Genomic DNA, 18,697 nt, shown 5'->3' with positions numbered 1-18,697 from the left:
CGTCGATCGCATAGAGGTCGCGATGTACTTCTGAGCGGGTTCTCGATGCCCGACCCTTCGCCGCGCTCCCCACGCCGGTGCATGAGCGCGGCGAGCATGAGCGGGTTCTCGATGCCCGACCCTTCGCCGCGCTCCCCACGTCGGCGCATGAGCGCGGCGAGCATGAGCGGGTTCTCGATGATGGACCCGTCGCCGTGCTCCTCGCGACGGCGCATGAGCGCGGCGAGGAGAAGGGGGTGCTGGATCAGCGATTCGCCGTGCTCCTCACGACGGCGCATGAGCGCGGCGAGCAGAAGCGGATGCCCGATGACCGGCTCCTCACCGCGCTCCTCACGACGGGCCAGCATCGCTGCCAGCAGGAGCGGGCCGAAGGCGGGTTCCTCGCCGAACTGTTCCTGGCCTACCTCGGCCTTTTCCCGGGTGGGAGTCTCCGTCGTTGCCGTCATGTTTCCCTCTTTCTTTGACGCATGACTCATGCGGAGTGCTCGGCTCTGACAATCCTCGCGCTCCGCCCTTCATCGCCATCGTCGAGGCGCACGTTGGGGTCCGCATTTCGATCATGCGCCATATGGCCGAGGAATCACCGAGAGCTCGCGCACGTGGGAAGTGGGTGCTGGAGCCGCGATGTCAGTGGGGGCCTCTACAGTGCGGGCGATGACACAGGCGTGGAGGTGTGCGGGGCTGCGGTGGGCGCCGGCCGGTCCCGAGCTGGAGTGGCACGGCGGGCGCAGGAGCGCGCTGCCCCGCGGGAAGCGGGTGGCGTTCGAGGTCGCGGACGGGGGGAAACGGACGTGCCGGGGAGCGCGGGGGCACACGTGCCCGGTGCGGGCGGTCGTGCCGGGACGCGGCACGGGAGCGCGGTGCGAGGAGTGTGCGCGCCTCGACCGGGCGCACTCCGTGGCCGCCGACACCTTGGCGGACGACCCGCGGCCGTACCGCGTCTATCTGGCCTGGTTCGGTCCCGGGATGACCAAGGTCGGGATCACCGCGCTGGAGCGGGGCCCGGCGCGGCTGCTCGAACAGGGCGCCGTCTGCTTCAGCTGGCTCGGTGCCGGGCCGCTGATGGCCGCCCGGCGCGCCGAGGAACTGCTGCGCGCCGCGCTCGGGGTGCCCGACCGGATCCCCTACGCCGAGAAGCGGGCCGTGCGGTCCGCGCTGCCGGAGACGGCGGCCGCCCGGGCGGCCGAGATCGGGGACCTGCACGCACGGGCCGTGGCGCTCGGCGGCTGGCCGGAGTCGCTGGAGCGGGAGCCCTTCCGCCCCGTCGACCACGCGGAGGTGTTCGGTCTGGCCGGGCTGCCCGCCGCCGTCGGCCAGGTGAGCGAACTCGTCCCGGGCGGCGCCGTGAGCGGTGAGCTGGTCGCCGCCGCCGGGCCGGACCTGCACCTGGCGACCGGCGGCGGCATCGTCGTGCTGGACACCCGCCTGATGACCGGGTGGGAGCTGCGGCCTACGGTGGGCGGTGGTCTGAGCGTTCCGGTGTGCGAGGCAAGGGAGGCGGCAGGTGTACAGGACGGACTCTTCTGAGAGTTCCGGGTGTTCCGGGCAGGAGGTCACCGGGACCGAGCCGGCCGAGGTGCGGCGGTTCTGGCGCCGGCTCGGCGTGCCCGGACTCGTCGACGTCCACACCCACTTCATGCCCGAGCGTGTACTGCGCAAGGTGTGGGACTACTTCGACGGGCTCGGTCCGCTCACCGGCGGCATCGAGTGGCCCATCGCCTACCGGGCGGAGGAGAGCCGCCGGGTCGCGCTGCTGCGGGAGTTCGGGGTCCGCGCCTTCACCGCGATGCTCTACCCGCACAAGCCGGGCATGGCCCGGTGGCTGAACGGCTGGGCGGCCGACTTCGCCCGCCGGACGCCCGACTGCCTGCACACCTGCACCCTCTTCCCCGAGGAGGGAGTCGAGTCGTACGTACGGGAAGCGGTCGAGGCGGGCGCCCGCGTCTTCAAGGCGCACGTCCAGGTGGGCGCCTACGACCCGGCCGACGCACTCCTCGACGAGGCCTGGGGCCTGCTCGCCGAGGCGGGGATCCCGGTCGTGATCCACTGCGGTTCGGGGCCGGCGCCCGGCCGGCACACCGGACCCGGTCCGGTGGGCCGGGTGCTCGCCCGGCACCCCCGGCTGCGGCTGGTGGTCGCCCACCTCGGCATGCCGGAGTACGAGGACTTCCTCGATCTCGCCGAGCGGTACGACGAGGTCCGGCTGGACACGACGATGGCGTTCACCGACTTCAGCGAGCAGCTCGCCCCGTTCCCCCGGCGCGCCCTGCCCCGGCTGGCCGGCCTCGGCGACCGCGTCCTGCTCGGCTCCGACTTCCCCAACATCCCCTACCCGTACGCCCACCAGCTGGACGCCCTGTGGGGCCTCGGACTCGGTGACGACTGGCTGCGCGCGGTGTGCCACGACAACGCGGCGCGGCTGTTCGGCCTGCCCGCCGGCCCCTGACGGCCGGTGAGCGCGCGGGCCACGCAGTGCCGTTCGAGGTGTGCCCCGGACGGCGCCGGTGTCGTTCTCAGGGAAATCACAGACGGGCGGAAGAGCCCTCTCACAGGATGCCGACAAGGTGTCCACCATGACGACGACTTCGCCCCAGGGGCGCACCGATCCGCTCAGGCCGGACGGGAGCCCCGTCCGGGTGCTGGTGGTGGACGACGAGTCGCCGATCACCGAACTGCTCTCCCTGGCCCTGCGGTACGAGGGCTGGCGGATCCGCAGCGCGGGTGACGGGCAGGGCGCGCTCCGGACCGCGCGCGAGTTCCGCCCGGACGCCGTCGTCCTGGACATGGTGCTGCCCGACACGGACGGCCTGTCCGTCCTGGGGCGGTTGCGCCGCGACCTCCCCGGCGTGCCCGTTCTCCTCCTCACCGCCAAGGACGCCGTCGAGGACCGGATCGCCGGTCTCACCGCGGGCGGGGACGACTACGTCACCAAGCCGTTCAGCCTGGAGGAGGTCGTGGCGCGGCTGCGCGGGCTCATCCGCCGCTCAGGTGCCGCCGACCGGCGCCCGGACGCCGTGCTCGTCGTCGGCGACCTTCTTCTGGACGAGGACAGCCACGAGGTGTCGCGGGGCGGGGAGAGCATCCACCTGACCGCCACCGAGTTCGAGCTGCTGCGCTTCCTCATGCGCAATCCGCGGCGAGTGCTCAGCAAGGCGCAGATACTCGACCGGGTCTGGTCCTACGACTTCGGCGGGCAGGCCAACGTCGTCGAGCTGTACATCTCCTACCTGCGACGGAAGATCGACGCCGGCCGCGAGCCGATGATCCACACCCGCCGCGGCGCCGGCTACCTGATCAGGCCCGCGACGTCGTGAGCGGGCGCCGGCCGCCGCGTCCGCGCAGGCGACGGGCGGGGCAGCCGTGCAGCCTGCGGACCCCGCTCGTCCTCGCCTCGGTGGTGCTGATCGCCGTCGTCTGCGCCGTCATCGGCACTGGGGCCACGCTCGCGCTGCGCCCGCACCTCTACGAGCAGCTCGACGGCTGGCTCGGCGAGGGCGCGGCGCGTGCGGCGGGCGTCTTCGGGCCGCCCGACGGCCGCCGGCGGCTTGGGCGGTGGCGGCACGGGCGGCAGCGGCACCGCCTCGCGGATCACCTCGTGGGTCGAGGAGAACTTCCGGAGGGTCACTACGGGTTCGGCCACCTTGTACCTCACGAGGAAGTGACCGCACGCGTTCTTTGGCGTGTTCACCGCCGGCCCGGAGACCGGTGGCCGGTGGGGGCGCTCGGCCGGGCCGCTGTGCGTCGCCGGTCGCGGCGTTGTGGCAGCGGTCCGAGCGGGCAGACTCGGTGAAGGGGACCACCCGCGGCCTCGGGTGACACGGGGGCCACCCGGCGCGGGCCGTGCGTGGCCGCGCGCGGCCCCCTCCGCGCCCCTCGGGGGGCGCCCTTCGCAACCGGCGCCGGAGAACTGAGGAAGGTACGCATGACGAGGGCAGTCCAGCAGCCCGGGGGCGCGGGGCGGACCAGTGTCTGGCTGGAGGGCAAGGCGCGCCGCCGCGGCCGCGGCGGCGGGCAGCCGTCCGGGCTGGACCGCGACCGGATCACCGACGTCACCGTCCGCCTGCTGGACGCCGAGGGCCTGGCGAAGTTCTCCATGCGCCGGCTGGCCGCCGAGCTCAACGTGACGGCGATGTCCGTCTACTGGTACGTCGACACCAAGGACGACCTCCTCGAACTCGCCCTGGACGCCGCCTTCGGGGAGCTGCGGCTGCCCGACCCGGAGACCGACGAGGACTGGCGTGACCAGCTGCGCGGCCTGGCCACCGAGTACCGGGCCCTGCTGGTGCGCCATCCCTGGTTGTCGCCGCTCGCCGGGACCTTCCTCAACATCGGCCCCAACTCGCTCGCCTTCTCGGGCACGGTGCAGCGCGTCGTGCGCCGGACCGGGCTGCCCGAGCACGGCCTGACCGGTGCGATCTCCGCCGTCTTCCAGTTCGTCTACGGCTACGGCACGATCGAGGGCCACTTCAGGGCCCGCTGCACGGACGCGGGGATGGCCCCGGACGACTACTTCCGGCATGCCGTGGACGCGGCGACGCAGTCCCCCGACGCCGCCGGCGTGCTGCGGGAGTCCGCGAGCCTCATGGCGGACCGCGGCGGAGACACGGTCGGGGAGATGCTGGAGCGGGACCTCTCCTTCGCCCTTGAGCTGCTGGTGGCGGGCATCGAGGCGATGGTGCGGCGGGCGGGCGAGGAGCGGTCCGCCCCGTCGTGAGCGGCCGAGCGGCCGCCGGCGGCCCGTTCGCTCCCGGGCCGCCGGGGACGGCAGTCACCGGCCGGACCGCAGCGGACCGTCCCGTCGGGGCGGCCGTCAGCGCTGCGTCCCGTCGCGTCGGCCCCCCACGGCTCGTCCTGCCGCGTCGGCCCTCAGAGGTGCGTCCCGTCCGGGCGGCCGTCAGCACCCCGTGCCCTTCCCGGCTCCCGGCACGGTTCGCCCGCCCCCGTCCGGTGGATCAGCCCTGCCGGTCCTCGACCAGCCGGGCCGGGAAGCCGCCCGTCGCCACCGGACCCCACCGCTCGGGCGTGATCCTGATGATCGACTTGCCCTGCTTCACCATGGCCGCGCGGTACTCGTCCCAGTCCGGGTGCTCCCCGGCGATGTTCCGGTAGTACTCCACCAGCGGTTCCACGGAGTCCGGCGCGTCGACGACCTCGGCCGTCCCGTCGATCTGCACCCAGGGGCCGTTCCAGTCGTCGCTCAGCACGACGAGGCTCACGCGCGCGTCGCGCCGGGCGTTGCGGGTCTTGGCCCGCTCCGGGTACGTGGAGACCACGATCCGGCCCGAGTCGTCGACCCCGCAGGTCAGCGGCGAGGCCTGCGGGTCCCCTCCGGCCCGCCGGGTCAGCAGCAGGGCGCGGTGCCGGGGCCGTACAAAGTCCAGCAGCTCTTCCCGCGATACGCGGGTGTTCGTCGCGATGTTCGGTGCCATGCCCGCAGCCTAAGGGCTGCCGTCGGACTCGCGTCGTCGCCCGAAGGGCGGCCCTGCGTGCGAGGCGTCGTGGGGCGGACGGGAGTTCGGTGACAGGGCACAGGGGCTGTGACCACCCGGTTCAGCCGGGAGCGAGTGCTTGGGACAGGTCGTCGTACACGGGTACGTCCCGCCGTACGCCGGTCAGCTCCAGGACCCGGCTCGGGATGCTGTCGGCTTCCGCAGCCACCCTCAGCCGCACGCGGGAATCCAGCCGGTCCCGTACGTCCTCGACGAGGCGGGCGCCCTGGGTGTCCATGAAGACCGTCCTCGTCAGGTCCAGGACGAGCACGTGCAGCCGGCCGGTGCGGGTGCCGGCGAAGGAGAGGATGCCCGCGCACAGCTCGGAGGCATTGGACAGGTCGATCTCTGGCGGCAGCACGAGCAGGGTGCGGCCGGGAAGGTCGCGCACCCGGCACGGACTCGGGAAGAAGGTCACGGCACTCACCTGCAGAAGAGAGACGTCCATCCGGGTTCCGGGAGGCCGCTTCCTGACCTGTGGGCTCCATTCCACCATCGCCGGACCCCCGGTTCCAGAGGGTGGCGGACAACCGCCCGTAAGGGTGAGGGCGAGCGCACGGAGGGGGACGCGGGACCCGGCGCCGGTGGGGACGGGTCCCAGGGGCCCGGAGAGGACGGGTACCGGGGCCGAAAGCTGCGGGTACCGGCGTCCGACGGGGGACGGCGGCCGGGCGTGTCGGACGGGCCGGAGCCGGGCGGGCGTAGGCGCGGGGGCGGAGTTGAACCGGGCGGAAGTCCCCCCGCAAGGACGGGATAAGGTTCTGTTCGTCCTGTGCTCGCAGTCGGGAATGTGCTGCGGAGCTCTCCTGCGCATGGCCGTACGGTCGTGCATGCCGAAGAGGTTCGTGGTGCCTGCGTCTGACTTTCCTGAATTGCCCGGTTCTCCCGGGGACTTCGAGCTGGCCGAGACCCTGGCGGCGGCGGCTCGGCAGCTGCACGCGTCCGGCACTCCCGACAGCACGATCCAGACCGCCGTCCGGCTGGCCGTGCGCATCCTGCCGGGCGCCGACCACGCCGGCATCTCGGTGCGGGAACGCGGCGACCTCCGCCGCGCCGTCGCCTGGACCGACGAGGTCGTGCGCAAGGCCGAGGGGCTGGACGGGCAGAGCGGCGAGCCCTCGTACTGGGACCACCTGTGGCAGACACCCGTCGTGCGGCTGGCGGACAGTGAGACCGAGGACGGCGGCGGCTTCCTGGCGGACCTCGGCCTGCGCTCGGCGCTCGCGCTGCGGCTGCGCGCCGACAAGCGGCGGCTGACCGTGCTCACGCTCTACGCGCGTGAGCCGCGCGCCTTCGACGAGACGGCGACGCGGATCGGACGGCTGTTCACCGCGCACGTCAGCCTCGCCCTGGAGTCGGCGACCGTGCGGGAGCAGCTCACCGAGGCGATGCGCACCCGGGACCTCATCGGTCAGGCGACCGGCATCCTCATGGAGCGGCTCGACATCGACGCGGCGGAGGCCTTCGACAGTCTGATCCGCGCCTCGCAGCGGGAGAACGTCAAGCTGCGCGACCTGGCCCGCCGTGTGGTGGACGCGAACAGGCCGGGGTGACGTTCCGGGGTCTCCGTCCGGCGACGGCGGGCCCGCGCCGTGATGGCGCGGGCCGTGGAGTCGCCCGACGGGGCGGCGGGTGGCGCGGGAGGCGGACGGCGTCCGCCCGCCGTCACGCGGAGGGCAGCGACTCGCCCTGGACCGCCTGGATGTCGAGTTCCACCCTCAGCGTGGTCCCGACGGCGGCGATGCCCGCCTGGAGCACCTGGTTGTAGTTCATGGCGAAGTCCTCGCGGTGCAGCTCCGTGGTCGCGCGGAAGGCGGCCCGGGTGCCGCCCCAGGGGTCGGCGCCGGTGCCGAGGTAGGCCAGCTCCAGGTCGACCGAACGGACGACGCCGTGCATGCCCAGCTCGCCGTGGACGGTCCAGCGGTCGGAGCCCGCCTCCGTCACGCCCGTGGAGCGGTAGGTGATCCGCGGGTAGGCCTCGACGTCGAGGAAGTCCGGGGACCTCAGGTGCCCGTCCCGCATACGGTTGCCCGTGTCGATGGAGTCCGCGCGGATCACCGCCTCGACCCGGGACTTGGTGACGTCGTCCGGCGCGATCTCGATGGTGCCGGAGAACTCGGTGAAGCGGCCGTGCACGCTGGAGATGCCCAGGTGCTGGGCGACCGCGGCCACCGAGGAGTGCGCCGGGTCGATGGTCCACGGTCCCGGCGGCGGGAGCTCGGTGCCGCCCTGCCGGGCCAGGGTCACCGTGCCGATCTCCGCCCGGCCGCTCGCGGTGACGATCGCGCTGGAGGCGGCGGGCGCGTAGCCGACCGCCGTGACGATGACCGTGTACGCCCCCGGCGCCAGGGCGGTGGTGTCCCGGACCGTGCCTTCCTGGTCGGCCTCGGCGCGGAGCACCTGCGTGCCCCTCATGTCGGTCACCGTGACGACCGCGTGCGACACGGCCCATCCGTCCCGGGTGCGGATCCTCGCGGTCAGTCCCATCCCGTTTTCTCCCTGCACATCATTGCAAACCGGTCGTAAAAAACCGGCCCGCGCGGGGCGCACCTCCGCTCGGAGCGCGCCCTCGCACGGGCCGGGTGGTGCCTACTCGCCCGGGTGGGCCAGTTCGATGTCGTGGTCGTCGACGCCGCGGCCGCTGACCGACAGGGCCGTCGCCACCGGCGGGTAGCCCGTCGCGATGACCGTGTACTCGCCGCTGCTCAGGTCGGCGAAGGCGTACGCCCCGTCCGCACCGGTGGTGGCCGTGCCGACCACGTTGCCCGCCGCGTCCACCAGCGTCACCCGGGCGTCCGCGAGGGGACCGTGCGGGGCGCGCACGACGCCCTGCACCTGGGCGCCGGCGTCAAGGTCTATCTCGACCCGGGTGACCCCGGTGCCGCCCACATCGACCGGCAGCGCCCGCGGCCGGTACCCGTCGGCGTTCACGGCGACGGTCACCGCGCCGGGCACCAGCTCGGCGAAGGAGAACTCGCCCTGCTCACCGGTGGTCCCGGTGGCCAGCAGATCCCCGCGCACGTCGGTGACGATCACCATCGCGTCCTGGACCGGCAGCCCGTTCTCGGTGGCCCGCACCAGACCGGTCAGGCCGCTGGTGCCGCTGAGCAGGATGTCGTAGGACACCGGCTCGCCGCCCACCACGATCGTGGACGCCTGCGGCTGGTGGCCGTCGGCGGCCGCGATCAGGACGTACGAGCCCGCGCCCGGCGCGTCCACCGCGTAGCCGCCGTCGGCCTGGGCGACCGAACGGCCCAGCTGGCGGCCCGTCAGCGAGATCAGCGTCACGGCGGCCTGCGGCACCGGGGCGCTCTCGGCGCCGCGGACGAAGCCGCGCACCGGGACACCGCTGCCGTCACCGGAGGCGGTTCCGGCGGGCGTCGCGGCCGCGAGCCGCTGCGTGCCCTCGGGGCCGGCATCGGCGGTGGAGGCGGCCACGAACCGGTCGGGCACCTGCTCGGCGGCCGGGGCGCCGGACTCGGCGGGGGCCTGGGCCTCCGCGACGGTGGGGCCGGCGGCCGGGTCCACCGGTACGCCCTCGCCCTCGGCGGCCTGCGCCAGGGCGCCCTTCGTCCGCAGCGGGACCTCCTTGATGAACAGGCTGATCAGGAAGGCGAGGGCGGCCAGCGCGGCGGCGATCAGGAAGACGTCGGCGATGCCGTGGCCGTAGGCGCTCTCCATGACCGTGCGCAGCGGCGCGGGCAGCGCGTCCATGTGCGGGATGCTGCTGTTGGCGGAACCGGACCCGGCCATCGCGGCGGCGTACTTCGGGTCGATGGTCGCCAGGCCGTCCTTGACGTAGTCGGTGATCCGGTGGGCCATCACCGCGCCGAGCGCGGAGACGCCGACCGCACCGCCGAGGCTGCGGAAGAAGGTGACCGTGGAGCTGGCCGAACCGAGGTCGCCGGGGGCCACCTGGTTCTGCGTGCACAGCACGAGGTTCTGCATCATCATGCCGAGGCCGAGACCCAGCAGGGCCATGAAGACGCCGATCTTCCAGTAGTCCGTGTCGTACCGGATGGTGCCCAGCAGACCCAGCCCGGCCGTCACCAGGACGCCACCGCTGACCAGCCACGCCTTCCAGCGGCCGGTACGGGTGATGAGCTGGCCGGAGACGGTCGAGGAGACGAACAGACCGCCGATCATCGGGATCGTCATGACACCCGACATCGTCGGGGACTTGTCGCGGGCCAGCTGGAAGTACTGGCTGAAGAAGACGGTGCCGCTGAACATCGCGATGCCGACGAAGAGCGAGGCCAGCGACGCGAGCGAGATGGTGCGGTTGCGGAACAGGCGCAGCGGGATGATCGGCTCGCGCGCCTTGGATTCGACGAGGACGAACAGCGCGCCCAGGACGATCGCGCCGGCGACCATCGTGTACGTCTGCCACGACACCCAGTCGTACTTGTCACCGGCGAAGGTGACCCAGATCAGCAGCAGCGAGACGGCGGCCGAGATGAGCGCGGCGCCGCCCCAGTCGACCTTGACCTCCCGCTTGATCACCGGCAGGTGCAGGGTCTTCTGCAGCACGAACAGCGCGATCACGGCGAAGGGCACGCCGACGTAGAAGCACCAGCGCCAGCCCAGCCAGGAGGTGTCGGTGATGACACCGCCGAGCAGCGGGCCGCCGACGGTGGCGACGGCGAACGTGGCGCCGAGGTAGCCGGAGTACCGGCCGCGCTCACGCGGGGAGATCATCGCGGCCATGACGATCTGCGCCAGGGCCGACAGGCCGCCGGTGCCGATTCCCTGCACCACACGGCAGGCGATCAGCATGCCGGGGTTCTGCGACAGGCCCGCCGCCGCCGAGGCGACGACGAAGATCACGAGCGCTATCTGGACGAGCGCCTTCTTGCTGTACAGGTCGGCGAGCTTGCCCCACAGGGGAGTGGAGGCGGTCATCGACAGCAGGGCGGCGGTGACCACCCAGGTGTAGGCGGACTGGCCGCCTCCGAGGTCGCTGATGATCTCCGGCAGCGCGTTGGAGACGATCGTGGACGACAGGATCGCCACGAACATTCCGAGCAGCAGCCCGGAAAGCGCCTCCATGATCTGCCGGTGCGTCATCGCAACGCCGCCGGAGGGGCCTCCCCCGTGCTTGGCGTGAGCCCGCACACCGGCTGGTGTGGTCGTAGCCATGGGCTTCCTTTTCTTACGTGCTTGCGGGTGTACGGGTGGTCTGTTCGACTACGGGTGCGGGGATCCGGGGCGGGGCGGACCGGCAGTCGCCGAAGCTCGCGCGCAGGCGCGTCATCAGCCGGATGAGCTGGCCGACCTCCTCGTCGGTCCAGTCACTCAGCCGGTCGGCGAGCAGGTGAGCGGTCCACTCGGACAGATCGTCGAGCCGGTGCCGGCCCTCCGTCGTCAGGCGCAGGATGCGTGAGCGCCTGTCCGCCGGGTCGGGGAGCCGTTCGATCCAGCCGCGCTCGGCGACGTGCGCGACATGCCGGCTGGTGACCGACATGTCCACGGCGAGCAGCTCCGCGAGCCTGCTCATGCGCATGTCCCCGTGGCGGCCGAGCAGTGTCAGCACGGCGGCGGAGCCGGCCGGGCAGTCGGACGGCAGGATGCGTCCCATGCCCCGTTTCACGGCGCCGACGGCGCTGAGCTGACGCGCCAGCTCTTCGTACTGGGCGCGCTCGGCCATCACATCTCCCGTATTCGTTGCTTAGGGCAACCATAGAAGCTGTTGGTTGCTGCAGGCAAACAAGTAGCGGGTGAGCGTCGCAAAGACTTGGTAAAGGCGCGTATTGCTGGTGCGAACACCCAGCTCAACGGGGATGACGGCGGCCGCGAGCGACCTGGCCGGGGACGCGCGGCGGTGCCGGAACGCCGTGCGGGCCGCCGGGGGGCACGACCGCCGGCGTGGGGCGGCTCACCGGGCAGCGCCCGAGTCCGGGCCCGGTCCGCCGGGCTGTCCGGGAGTCCGGGCCGGTCTTGCGGGGCTGTGTGGGACTCCGTGCCGGTCCCACCGGGCTGTGCCGTGGCAACCGGCCCCGCAGGGTCCGCCAGGTCCGCCGCGGCCTGGGCGCCCCGTGGGGCAGCGGTGGGTGGGGAGCCTCGCCCGCCGGCGGACCGTACCCGGAGGATCCGGGCGGATCGGCTGGCTCTCGTGGACCCCTCCGGACCCTCAACTCCACCCGGGCTTGGGCCGTTCACGCGTATTCGCTAGGGTCTCGGGCCATGGCTAACACCCAGGGCCCCCAGGGCAACTACGACCCCGCCGGCAGCACCCAGATGTTCCGCGCGTTCGTCGACGAGGCGGCCCCCCAGGCCAGTCCGCAGCAGACCCAGTCGGGTCCGCGGGTCGGTCTGATCGCCGGGATCGTCGTCGCCGTCGTGATCGTCGCCGCGGTGGCCTGGCTGGCGCTCAAGTAGAACGCGCCGCCACTGCCCACGGCCGCGCTCCTCGGACGACGGGCGGCCGCCCGTTCCACGGTGCGCATCCGGCGGTGAATCCGCGATGTGGCCTCCGGCAGTGTGCGTCGACCGGGGGCGGACCGACGACGGCCGCCGATGCGACCGTGAGGGCGCCTCGGCGGCCATGGGCCGGCGTCCCCCGCAGCCCGGGAAGATGTCCCGGGACCCGCGGGGACTCGGGGGACTCAGTCCGAGATCAGACCTTCCCGCAGTTGCGCCAGGGTGCGGGTCAGCAGCCGGGAGACGTGCATCTGGGAGATGCCGACCTGCTCGCCGATCTGCGACTGCGTCATGTTGGCGAAGAAGCGCAGCATGATGATCTGCCGCTCCCGGGGCGGCAGCTTGGCCAGCAGGGGCTTGAGCGACTCGCGGTACTCGACGCCCTCCAGGGCCTGGTCCTCGTAGCCGAGGCGGTCCGCCAGCGAGCCCTCGCCGCCGTCGTCCTCGGGTGCCGGGGAGTCCAGTGACGAGGCGGTGTAGGCGTTGCCGACCGCCAGGCCGTCGACGACGTCCTCCTCCGACACGCCCAGCACGGCGGCGAGTTCGCCGACGGTCGGGGACCGGTCGAGCTTCTGGGAGAGCTCGTCGCTGGCCTTCGTCAGGGCCAGCCGCAGCTCCTGCAGGCGGCGCGGGACGCGGACCGACCACGAGGTGTCGCGGAAGAACCGCTTGATCTCGCCCACGACGGTGGGCATGGCGAATGTCGGGAACTCCACGCCCCGCTCGCAGTCGAACCGGTCGATCGCCTTGATCAGGCCGATCGTGCCGACCTGGACGATGTCCTCCATCGGCTCGTTGCGCGAGCGGAACCGGGCGGCCGCGTAACGGACCAGCGGGAGGTTCAACTCGATCAGGGTGTCCCGGACGTAGGCGCGTTCGGGACTGTTCTCGTCGAGCGCGGCGAGCCGCAGGAACAGGGAGCGGGACAGCGTGCGGGTGTCGATGTCCTCCGGGGCCGGCGGGGCCGGCGTGGGGGCGGTCGGAAGGGCCGGGGCCGGGGTGGCCGCCAGGGCCACTCCGTCGTCGAGAGCGTCGAGGGCGTCGAGCGCCTCGGGCGCGCCCTCGCTCTTCGTGAGCGTGAGCACCTTGGAGCTGCCCTGATCTGCGGACATGCCACCCCCTCTGGGTCGCGGGACGGTCGCGGCCGGCCTCCTCGGGGAGGAGAACGCAGCCTTCACCTGAATACCGGAGCCGAAGCCGCGGCAAACGCGCTTCCCGCAGAATGTCACATGTCGGCAACGCGCCGTAGTGACATGTCGACATCTGGAACGGCAATCGGCGCTGTCCACACGGGGCCTGACGGTCTGTCGGGGCGCGGGTGTCGGTATCCGCGCTGATGAGGGCATTCCGCCTTACGGGTTACGCCTCGATCCGGTTGGCGGACCGCAGGCGCTGGAAGCTACGTGCCAGCAGCCGGGAGACGTGCATCTGCGAGACGCCGAGTTCGGCGCTGATCTGCGACTGGGTCAGATTGCTGTAGTAACGCAGCAGCAGGATCCGCTGCTCCCGCTCGGGCAGCTGGACGAGCAGGTGGCGCACCAGGTCGCGGTGCTCCACTCCGTCCAGGGCCGGATCCTCGTAGCCGAGCCGGTCCAGCAGGCCGGGCAGCCCGTCGCCCTCCTGGGCGGCCTCCAGGGACGTCGCGTGGTACGACCGCCCCGCCTCGATGCAGGACAGCACCTCCTCCTCGGTGATCCGCAGCCGCTCGGCGATCTCGGCGGTCGTCGGGGAGCGTCCGAAGGCGGTCGTCAGGTCCTCGGTGGCGCCGTTGACCTGCACCCACAGCTCGTGCAGCCGGCGCGGCACGTGAACGGTGCGGACGTTGTCGCGGAAGTACCGCTTGATCTCGCCGACCACCGTCGGCATCGCGAACGTCGGGAACTGCACACCCCGGTCGGGGTCGAAGCGGTCGATGGCGTTGATGAGCCCGATGGTGCCGACCTGGACGACGTCCTCCATCGGTTCGTTGCGGGAGCGGAAACGGCCCGCCGCGTAGCGCACGAGCGGGAGATTGGCCTCGATGAGCGCGCCGCGCACGCGGGTGTGCTCCGGCGTTCCGGGTTCGAGCTCCTTCAGCTGGGCGAAGAGCACCTGGGTCAGTGCCCGCGTGTCGGCGCCGCGGCGTTTGGCCGGTGCCTGAGCGGAAGCCTCTTCCTGGGGCGGCGCAGTACTGGCCGGCACGGTCAACGCCACCTCTTCGTCGATCAACTCATCCGTCAAAAGCGGTCATAGCATCACAAGACAGGTGCACCGTGTTCAAGCACCGCATAACCACGTGTTGAGGGAGGAAGAAGGCCGTGAGAAGCGGAACAGCCCCGCACCGGGAGGGTGCGGGGCCGGCCGTCGTGAGCTGGTGCGGCCGCGGGGCTCAGAACTCGTAGTCCGCCATCACCCAGGTGGCGAACTCGCGCCACAGCGCGACGCCCGCCCGGTGTGCCGGATGGTCCAGGTACCGCTGGAGGGCGCCCGCGTCCTCGACGGCCGAGTTGATCGCGAAGTCGTAGGCGATGGGCCGGTCGCTGATGTTCCAGCCGCACTCCCAGAAGCGCAGGTCGCCGATCTGCCCGCCGAGGGCGCGGAAGGCCTCGGCGCCCGCCACGACGCGCGGGTCGTCTCGCTCGACGCCGTCGTTCAGCTTGAAGAGGACCAGGTGGCGGATCATGAGCTACCTCCGTGAGCGGCCCAGCTCATGAAGTCGCCTAGGGCCTTGGCGGCGTCCGATATGCCCTCGAATCCTATCTGCACGTAGTCCGCGGCCTTGGCCGGATCCGTGATGATCACGTAGAGCGCGAAGACCACGAGGACGTAGACGGCGATCTTCTTGGCGTTCACGGCCATCGCGGCCTCCCCCTGTCGCTGGTTGCCCGGAGCGCTGTTGATGATCGCACGAAGGGCCCCGCCGTGTGGCGGGGCCCTTCTCCGGCGGTAGCGGAGGGATTTGAACCCTCGGTGACTTGCGCCACACTCGCTTTCGAGGCGAGCTCCTTCGGCCGCTCGGACACGCTACCGAGGGAGACCTTACAGCAAGGTGCCCCGAGGTTTGAAATCCGTTCCCGGGGGTTCTGCCAGGAGCCGGTCCCTTCCCGGCGGGCACCGGCGGAGCTCGGCGGACGCGGTGCATCTCGGTGGAAGCGGTGGACACCTGCGGACGCCGGGGGCAGCGCCGGAACCCCCGGGACCGGGCGGGTCAGCGGGTGCGGAAGAAGTCGGTGAGGACCTGGGCGCACTCCTGCGCCAGCACGCCCTCGATCACCTCGGGGCGGTGGTTGAGCCGGCGGTCCCGTACGACGTCCCACAGGGAGCCCGCGGCACCCGCCTTCTCGTCGCGCGCGCCGTACACCACGCGGTCCACCCGGGAGAGCACGATGGCGCCCGCGCACATGGTGCACGGCTCCAGTGTCACCACGAGGGTGCATCCGGACAGCCGCCACTGTCCGACCGCGGCGGCGGCGCGCCTGATGGCCAGTACCTCCGCGTGCGCGGTCGGATCGCCGGTGGCCTCGCGCTCGTTGTGCCCGGCGGCGAGCACGGTCGTGCCGTCGGCGGCCAGCACCACGGCGCCGACCGGCACGTCCCCGCCCCGGACGGCCCGCCGGGCCTCGTCCAGAGCGAGTCCCATCGCCGGCCGCCAGGGCTCGCGCACCGGGTCGGGCACGCGGACCGGCGGAGGCGTACGGCCCGGGGGCGGCGCGTCGCCGCCGGCGGGCGTGCCGTGCGGCCCCGGGGCACCGGACGGGGGCCCCTCCGGGTCCGGGGAGCCGTCCGGGGCCGGTTGCGGTGTCGTATCCGGATCCTGCACGGTCAGCGGACGGTCTCCAGCACCTCCGAGGCGCCCAGGGCCTCGGCGATCGCGCTCAGCGCGTCGTCCGCGTCCAGGGCGCGCAGCTCCTTCTCGCCGACGCCGAGGTCGTCGAGGATCTCGCCGTCGCCGAGGGGGCCGTGCGTGATGGTCTCGGCGGAGCCGGGCTCGTCCTCGTCCTCGTCCTCGGCGGACGCGGGCTCACCGTCCTCGGTGCCGTCGAGGTCCAGGGCGTCGAGGTCGGGGACGTCGTCGCCGGGCTCCCGGCCGAGCAGTTCGTCGGTGAGCAGGATCTCGCCGTACGAGCTGCGGGCCGCGGCGGCGGCGTCCGAGACGTAGATACGAGGGTCGTCCTCGCCGTCCACGCGGACGACGCCGAACCACGAGTCCTCCTGCTCGATGAGGACGAGCACCGTGTCGTCCTCGGTCGAGGCGTCCCGGGCCAGGTCGGCCAGGTCGGCCAGCGTCTCCACATCGTCGAGCTCCGTGTCGCTCGCTTCCCACCCGTCTTCGGTGCGCGCGAGCAGTGCGGCGAAGTACACCGTGACTCTCCCACTGGTCATAGGGTGCCGGTTGGGAATCCCCCCGGCGGAGGTTCTGGGCGGAGAGAGCTGGGCTCCGAGCCCCACCCACTCGGAATCGTGGCAGAAACCAGGCGCTCAGGGGATGTCTTCGGCCCCCTGTGTCCGGCACTTTCGACCGCAGTTCCGAGACGGACTCACCAGCACGCTCGTTGCCGCCTTCTGCGGATCGTACGCGGCTTTTCCGGGCGTCCAAGCATGCCCACCGGCGCAACGCCGGACCCGTCGTGGATCTTCCCGGCGGGCTGGCCGCAGGCTTCCGCCGGTAACCCGGCAGGCTTCCACGGGTAGCCCGTCCGGTGTCCGCCGGTGGCCCGTCCGGTGCCGCGGCCGGTGTCGGTGCGGAGCGCCTCCGGTCTCAGTGCGGGGTCCGGCCGGCGTATGCCGACCACCGCGACCTGCCCGTTTCCGGATGTTCACCAGCGGAACGTACGCATCCGCATCGCGTGTCGCAGTCGGGCGGCCTTGGCGCGGCGCGGCTGGACGCGGTCGCGCAGCGCGCGCGCCTCGGCGAGCTCGCGCAGGAACCGGGCGCGGCGCCGCCGGCGCTCGGCGTCCGTCTCGGGCAGGCCGGGCGTGTCCGGCGTGTCCGGTGCCGGGCTCTCCCGGTGTGACGTCGGATGCTCGCGGAATTGCCGGTCAGGCATTGGTTCACCACCCCAGTCCGTCTCCCCACGTTCCCCACGGCGGCCGGTTTGATGCCGGTAAAGCGCTGGACGGGGGGCCGGGGCCGGTGCGGTCCGGGGCGGCGATAGCGGGCGGGCGGGCGGTCACGGGGCCCGGTTACTGTTAGGCCCATGCGTCTCCACGTCGTCGACCACCCCCTGGTCGCCCACAAACTCACCACCCTGCGCGACCGCCGCACCGACTCCGCGACCTTCCGCCGGCTCGCCGACGAACTGGTCACCCTGCTGGCCTACGAGGCCACGCGGGACGTGCGCACCGAACAGGTCGACCTCGACACCCCGGTGGCCCGCACCACCGGCGTCAAGCTCTCCCACCCGCGTCCGCTGGTGGTGCCGATCCTGCGGGCCGGCCTCGGCATGCTGGACGGCATGGTGCGGCTGCTGCCGACGGCCGAGGTGGGCTTCCTCGGCATGATCCGCAACGAGGAGACGCTGCAGGCCTCCACGTACGCGACGCGCATGCCGGAGGACCTCTCCGGCCGCCAGGTCTACGTCCTCGACCCGATGCTCGCCACCGGCGGCACACTGGTCGCCGCGATCAAGGAGCTGATCAGGCGCGGTGCCGACGACGTGACCGCGGTGGTCCTGCTGGCCGCGCCCGAGGGCGTCGAGGTCATGGAGCGGGAGCTGGCCGGCACCCCGGTGACGGTCGTGACGGCCTCGGTGGACGAGCGCCTCAACGAGCACGGCTACATCGTGCCCGGCCTCGGGGACGCGGGCGACCGGATGTACGGGGCCGCCGAGTAATCAGGGGCTGTCCGGCGGCTCATGCCGGAGACGCGGGGTACGGCACGCCCGTCCGCGGCGTTGCCGTCGGTTGCCGACGCCCCGCGTCGACGCCGCTTTCCACCGTGCAGCCGCACGCACCGTACCCCGCTCATCCGGGCTGCGAAGTGCGGTCTCCTCCGGCCTGCTCCGCCGGACAGCCCCCTGGCCCCCGTTCCGGGGGGCGCCGCCCGGCCGCCTGTGCCGGGGCCGCCCGGTCACCAGGGGATACGGCGGCTCAGCAGCCCTTCTTCGGGGTGGGCGCCGCCGGCGTCGGCGCGGCCAGGGCCGTCAGCGCCTTGTCGGCGTCCGCGCGCGGCGTCAGCGCCTGGAAGCCGTCCCCGATGATCAGGTCGACGTCGGCGCCCTTGCGGGCGTCCGTGCGGCGCTCGGCGGTGGTCAGCTGGGTGGCGAGCACGGGCAGCGAGGTGTTGAGGGACGAGGCGGGGCCCAGGAGGAGCCCGCTGCCCTTGACCTTCTTGTCGAACTGCTGGGTGGCGTTGCCCACCTGACCGATGCGGAAGCCGCGCTTCTTCAGCTCGTCCGCGGTCTGCTTGGCCAGGCCGCTGCGGGGCGTGGCGTTGAAGACGTTCACCGTGATCCCGGCCGGCTTGGGCAGCACCCGGGGCGGGGCCGTGGGCGAGGAACCCTTCCGGGCCGACGCGGACAGCGTGGCCGCGCAGTCCGTCCCGGCGCCGCCCGCCTCGGCCCTGCCGCCACCGCTGAAGACGTCGACGAGCTGCAGCGTGCCCCAGCCGAGCACGCCGAGCGCGACGACGGAGGCCACGGACAGCATCACGAGCCTGCCGCGCCGCCGGGGCCTGCGCATTCGCGGGTATTTGTTCCCCGTGATCCGGTACTGCCCGCCCATGCCGGGGGGAGTCAGCATGCTCATGAGCGCAGCGTAGTGCGCGCGGGCGGTGATTCCTACTAGATGATCATTGGACGGGGCCCAGC

Annotated in this window: 21 protein-coding genes, 1 tRNA gene and 1 pseudogene; 8 read left to right on the top strand and 15 right to left on the bottom strand. The window is 72.6% G+C overall.

Annotated features, from left to right (window positions below; translation table 11 throughout):
* On the bottom strand, nt 1-446 hold a 446-nt coding region (locus ACWDNY_RS12300; RefSeq protein WP_451645654.1), incomplete at its 3' end, for a hypothetical protein.
* Between the two features lie 208 nt (nt 447-654).
* Here ACWDNY_RS12300 and ACWDNY_RS12295 point away from each other — a divergent pair.
* The 5 genes and pseudogenes from ACWDNY_RS12295 to ACWDNY_RS12275 all read left to right on the top strand — a co-directional run bounded on the left by ACWDNY_RS12295 (nt 655) and on the right by ACWDNY_RS12275 (nt 4,714).
* Nucleotides 655-1,527 carry a DUF2797 domain-containing protein gene (locus ACWDNY_RS12295; protein ID WP_451645653.1) on the top strand — a complete coding sequence of 291 codons (873 nt, stop codon included), beginning with the start codon at nt 655-657 and terminating at the stop codon, nt 1,525-1,527.
* The gene (locus ACWDNY_RS12290) at nt 1,505-2,446 is read left to right on the top strand and encodes an amidohydrolase family protein (protein WP_451645652.1); all 942 of its coding nucleotides are present in this window, start codon (nt 1,505-1,507) and stop codon (nt 2,444-2,446) included. Before ACWDNY_RS12295 ends, ACWDNY_RS12290 begins: the two co-directional genes overlap by 23 nt.
* A 127-nt stretch (nt 2,447-2,573) precedes the next feature.
* Nucleotides 2,574-3,314 (top strand): response regulator transcription factor, encoded by a 741-nt coding sequence (locus ACWDNY_RS12285; RefSeq protein WP_451645651.1) that lies wholly within the window; start codon nt 2,574-2,576, stop codon nt 3,312-3,314.
* Nucleotides 3,311-3,535: pseudogene (locus ACWDNY_RS12280) on the top strand (two-component sensor histidine kinase); the annotation flags it as partial. The gene ACWDNY_RS12285 and the pseudogene ACWDNY_RS12280, both read left to right, overlap by 4 nt.
* 387 nt (nt 3,536-3,922) lie before the next feature.
* Nucleotides 3,923-4,714, top strand: coding sequence for a TetR/AcrR family transcriptional regulator (locus tag ACWDNY_RS12275; protein WP_451645650.1), 792 nt, complete (start codon nt 3,923-3,925; stop codon nt 4,712-4,714).
* Nucleotides 4,715-4,952: 238 nt separating this feature from the next.
* Here ACWDNY_RS12275 and ACWDNY_RS12270 read toward each other — a convergent pair whose 3' ends face one another.
* Entirely contained in the window at nt 4,953-5,429 is a 477-nt protein-coding gene (locus ACWDNY_RS12270; protein WP_451645649.1) for a PPOX class F420-dependent oxidoreductase, read from the bottom strand.
* A gap of 121 nt (nt 5,430-5,550) precedes the next feature.
* Entirely contained in the window at nt 5,551-5,937 is a 387-nt protein-coding gene (locus ACWDNY_RS12265; protein WP_451645648.1) for an STAS domain-containing protein, read from the bottom strand.
* A 382-nt stretch (nt 5,938-6,319) separates the two neighbouring features.
* Between ACWDNY_RS12265 and ACWDNY_RS12260 the strand changes: the two genes are divergently transcribed.
* Nucleotides 6,320-7,042, top strand: coding sequence for an ANTAR domain-containing protein (locus ACWDNY_RS12260; protein WP_451645661.1), 723 nt, complete (start codon nt 6,320-6,322; stop codon nt 7,040-7,042).
* Between the two features lie 112 nt (nt 7,043-7,154).
* On the opposite strand, the gene ACWDNY_RS12255 is transcribed toward ACWDNY_RS12260, so the two are convergent.
* The 3 genes from ACWDNY_RS12255 to ACWDNY_RS12245 all read right to left on the bottom strand — a co-directional run bounded on the left by ACWDNY_RS12255 (nt 7,155) and on the right by ACWDNY_RS12245 (nt 11,136).
* Nucleotides 7,155-7,976 carry a YceI family protein gene (locus tag ACWDNY_RS12255; protein ID WP_451645647.1) on the bottom strand — a complete coding sequence of 274 codons (822 nt, stop codon included), beginning with the start codon at nt 7,974-7,976 and terminating at the stop codon, nt 7,155-7,157.
* A 102-nt stretch (nt 7,977-8,078) separates the two neighbouring features.
* Nucleotides 8,079-10,628 (bottom strand): MFS transporter, encoded by a 2,550-nt coding sequence (locus tag ACWDNY_RS12250; RefSeq protein WP_451645646.1) that lies wholly within the window; start codon nt 10,626-10,628, stop codon nt 8,079-8,081.
* Nucleotides 10,629-10,641: 13 nt separating this feature from the next.
* Nucleotides 10,642-11,136, bottom strand: a complete 495-nt coding sequence (locus ACWDNY_RS12245) for a MarR family winged helix-turn-helix transcriptional regulator (RefSeq protein WP_451645645.1) — start codon at nt 11,134-11,136, stop codon at nt 10,642-10,644.
* 536 nt (nt 11,137-11,672) lie between these two features.
* Here ACWDNY_RS12245 and ACWDNY_RS12240 point away from each other — a divergent pair.
* Entirely contained in the window at nt 11,673-11,867 is a 195-nt protein-coding gene (locus ACWDNY_RS12240; RefSeq protein WP_451645644.1) for a hypothetical protein, read from the top strand.
* Between the two features lie 227 nt (nt 11,868-12,094).
* Here the strand turns inward: ACWDNY_RS12240 and ACWDNY_RS12235 are convergent, their stop codons facing one another.
* From ACWDNY_RS12235 to ACWDNY_RS12200, 8 genes are all read right to left on the bottom strand, one after another.
* Nucleotides 12,095-13,021 (bottom strand): RNA polymerase sigma factor SigF, encoded by a 927-nt coding sequence (locus tag ACWDNY_RS12235; protein WP_451645643.1) that lies wholly within the window; start codon nt 13,019-13,021, stop codon nt 12,095-12,097.
* 247 nt (nt 13,022-13,268) lie between these two features.
* Nucleotides 13,269-14,096, bottom strand: a complete 828-nt coding sequence (locus tag ACWDNY_RS12230) for an RNA polymerase sigma factor SigF (RefSeq protein WP_451645660.1) — start codon at nt 14,094-14,096, stop codon at nt 13,269-13,271.
* A gap of 181 nt (nt 14,097-14,277) precedes the next feature.
* Complete coding sequence (locus tag ACWDNY_RS12225; RefSeq protein ID WP_451645642.1) at nt 14,278-14,571, bottom strand: Dabb family protein; 294 nt, start codon at nt 14,569-14,571, stop codon at nt 14,278-14,280.
* Nucleotides 14,568-14,747 carry a hypothetical protein gene (locus ACWDNY_RS12220; RefSeq protein ID WP_451645641.1) on the bottom strand — a complete coding sequence of 60 codons (180 nt, stop codon included), beginning with the start codon at nt 14,745-14,747 and terminating at the stop codon, nt 14,568-14,570. The genes ACWDNY_RS12225 and ACWDNY_RS12220 overlap by 4 nt, the downstream gene beginning before the upstream one ends.
* A gap of 85 nt (nt 14,748-14,832) precedes the next feature.
* Nucleotides 14,833-14,917: transfer RNA gene (locus ACWDNY_RS12215), tRNA-Ser, on the bottom strand.
* A gap of 179 nt (nt 14,918-15,096) precedes the next feature.
* Nucleotides 15,097-15,528, bottom strand: a complete 432-nt coding sequence (gene tadA / locus ACWDNY_RS12210; protein WP_451645659.1) for a tRNA adenosine(34) deaminase TadA — start codon at nt 15,526-15,528, stop codon at nt 15,097-15,099.
* A 182-nt stretch (nt 15,529-15,710) separates the two neighbouring features.
* Entirely contained in the window at nt 15,711-16,250 is a 540-nt protein-coding gene (locus tag ACWDNY_RS12205; protein ID WP_451645658.1) for a tRNA adenosine deaminase-associated protein, read from the bottom strand.
* A 455-nt stretch (nt 16,251-16,705) separates the two neighbouring features.
* Nucleotides 16,706-16,936, bottom strand: coding sequence for a hypothetical protein (locus tag ACWDNY_RS12200; protein ID WP_451645640.1), 231 nt, complete (start codon nt 16,934-16,936; stop codon nt 16,706-16,708).
* A gap of 150 nt (nt 16,937-17,086) precedes the next feature.
* Here ACWDNY_RS12200 and upp point away from each other — a divergent pair, with 150 nt between their 5' ends.
* Nucleotides 17,087-17,722 (top strand): uracil phosphoribosyltransferase, encoded by a 636-nt coding sequence (upp, locus tag ACWDNY_RS12195; RefSeq protein WP_451645639.1) that lies wholly within the window; start codon nt 17,087-17,089, stop codon nt 17,720-17,722.
* A gap of 256 nt (nt 17,723-17,978) precedes the next feature.
* Here upp and ACWDNY_RS12190 read toward each other — a convergent pair whose 3' ends face one another.
* Nucleotides 17,979-18,611, bottom strand: a complete 633-nt coding sequence (locus tag ACWDNY_RS12190) for a LytR C-terminal domain-containing protein (protein WP_451645657.1) — start codon at nt 18,609-18,611, stop codon at nt 17,979-17,981.
* Between the last annotated feature and the right edge of the window lie 86 nt (nt 18,612-18,697).

It is taken from the genome of Streptomyces sp. NPDC003697, assembly GCF_053587115.1.
The sequence above is the reverse complement of the archived record's forward strand: the minus strand, read 5'-3'. Positions and strand labels throughout refer to the sequence as shown.

Excerpts from the sequence above, each read along its gene's own strand:
- ACWDNY_RS12295 (WP_451645653.1), top strand. The coding sequence starts at position 655 with ATGACACAGGCGTGGAGGTGTGCGGGGCTGCGGTGGGCGCCGGCCGGT.
- ACWDNY_RS12235 (WP_451645643.1), bottom strand. The coding sequence starts at position 13,021 with ATGTCCGCAGATCAGGGCAGCTCCAAGGTGCTCACGCTCACGAAGAGC.
- ACWDNY_RS12220 (WP_451645641.1), bottom strand. The coding sequence starts at position 14,747 with ATGGCCGTGAACGCCAAGAAGATCGCCGTCTACGTCCTCGTGGTCTTC.
- ACWDNY_RS12200 (WP_451645640.1), bottom strand. The coding sequence starts at position 16,936 with ATGCCTGACCGGCAATTCCGCGAGCATCCGACGTCACACCGGGAGAGC.
- ACWDNY_RS12265 (WP_451645648.1), bottom strand. The coding sequence starts at position 5,937 with ATGGACGTCTCTCTTCTGCAGGTGAGTGCCGTGACCTTCTTCCCGAGT.
- ACWDNY_RS12250 (WP_451645646.1), bottom strand. The coding sequence starts at position 10,628 with ATGGCTACGACCACACCAGCCGGTGTGCGGGCTCACGCCAAGCACGGG.
- ACWDNY_RS12270 (WP_451645649.1), bottom strand. The coding sequence starts at position 5,429 with ATGGCACCGAACATCGCGACGAACACCCGCGTATCGCGGGAAGAGCTG.
- ACWDNY_RS12275 (WP_451645650.1), top strand. The coding sequence starts at position 3,923 with ATGACGAGGGCAGTCCAGCAGCCCGGGGGCGCGGGGCGGACCAGTGTC.
- ACWDNY_RS12285 (WP_451645651.1), top strand. The coding sequence starts at position 2,574 with ATGACGACGACTTCGCCCCAGGGGCGCACCGATCCGCTCAGGCCGGAC.
- tadA (WP_451645659.1), bottom strand. The coding sequence starts at position 15,528 with ATGGGACTCGCTCTGGACGAGGCCCGGCGGGCCGTCCGGGGCGGGGAC.
- ACWDNY_RS12240 (WP_451645644.1), top strand. The coding sequence starts at position 11,673 with ATGGCTAACACCCAGGGCCCCCAGGGCAACTACGACCCCGCCGGCAGC.
- ACWDNY_RS12190 (WP_451645657.1), bottom strand. The coding sequence starts at position 18,611 with ATGGGCGGGCAGTACCGGATCACGGGGAACAAATACCCGCGAATGCGC.
- ACWDNY_RS12245 (WP_451645645.1), bottom strand. The coding sequence starts at position 11,136 with ATGGCCGAGCGCGCCCAGTACGAAGAGCTGGCGCGTCAGCTCAGCGCC.
- upp (WP_451645639.1), top strand. The coding sequence starts at position 17,087 with ATGCGTCTCCACGTCGTCGACCACCCCCTGGTCGCCCACAAACTCACC.
- ACWDNY_RS12255 (WP_451645647.1), bottom strand. The coding sequence starts at position 7,976 with ATGGGACTGACCGCGAGGATCCGCACCCGGGACGGATGGGCCGTGTCG.
- ACWDNY_RS12225 (WP_451645642.1), bottom strand. The coding sequence starts at position 14,571 with ATGATCCGCCACCTGGTCCTCTTCAAGCTGAACGACGGCGTCGAGCGA.
- ACWDNY_RS12260 (WP_451645661.1), top strand. The coding sequence starts at position 6,320 with ATGCCGAAGAGGTTCGTGGTGCCTGCGTCTGACTTTCCTGAATTGCCC.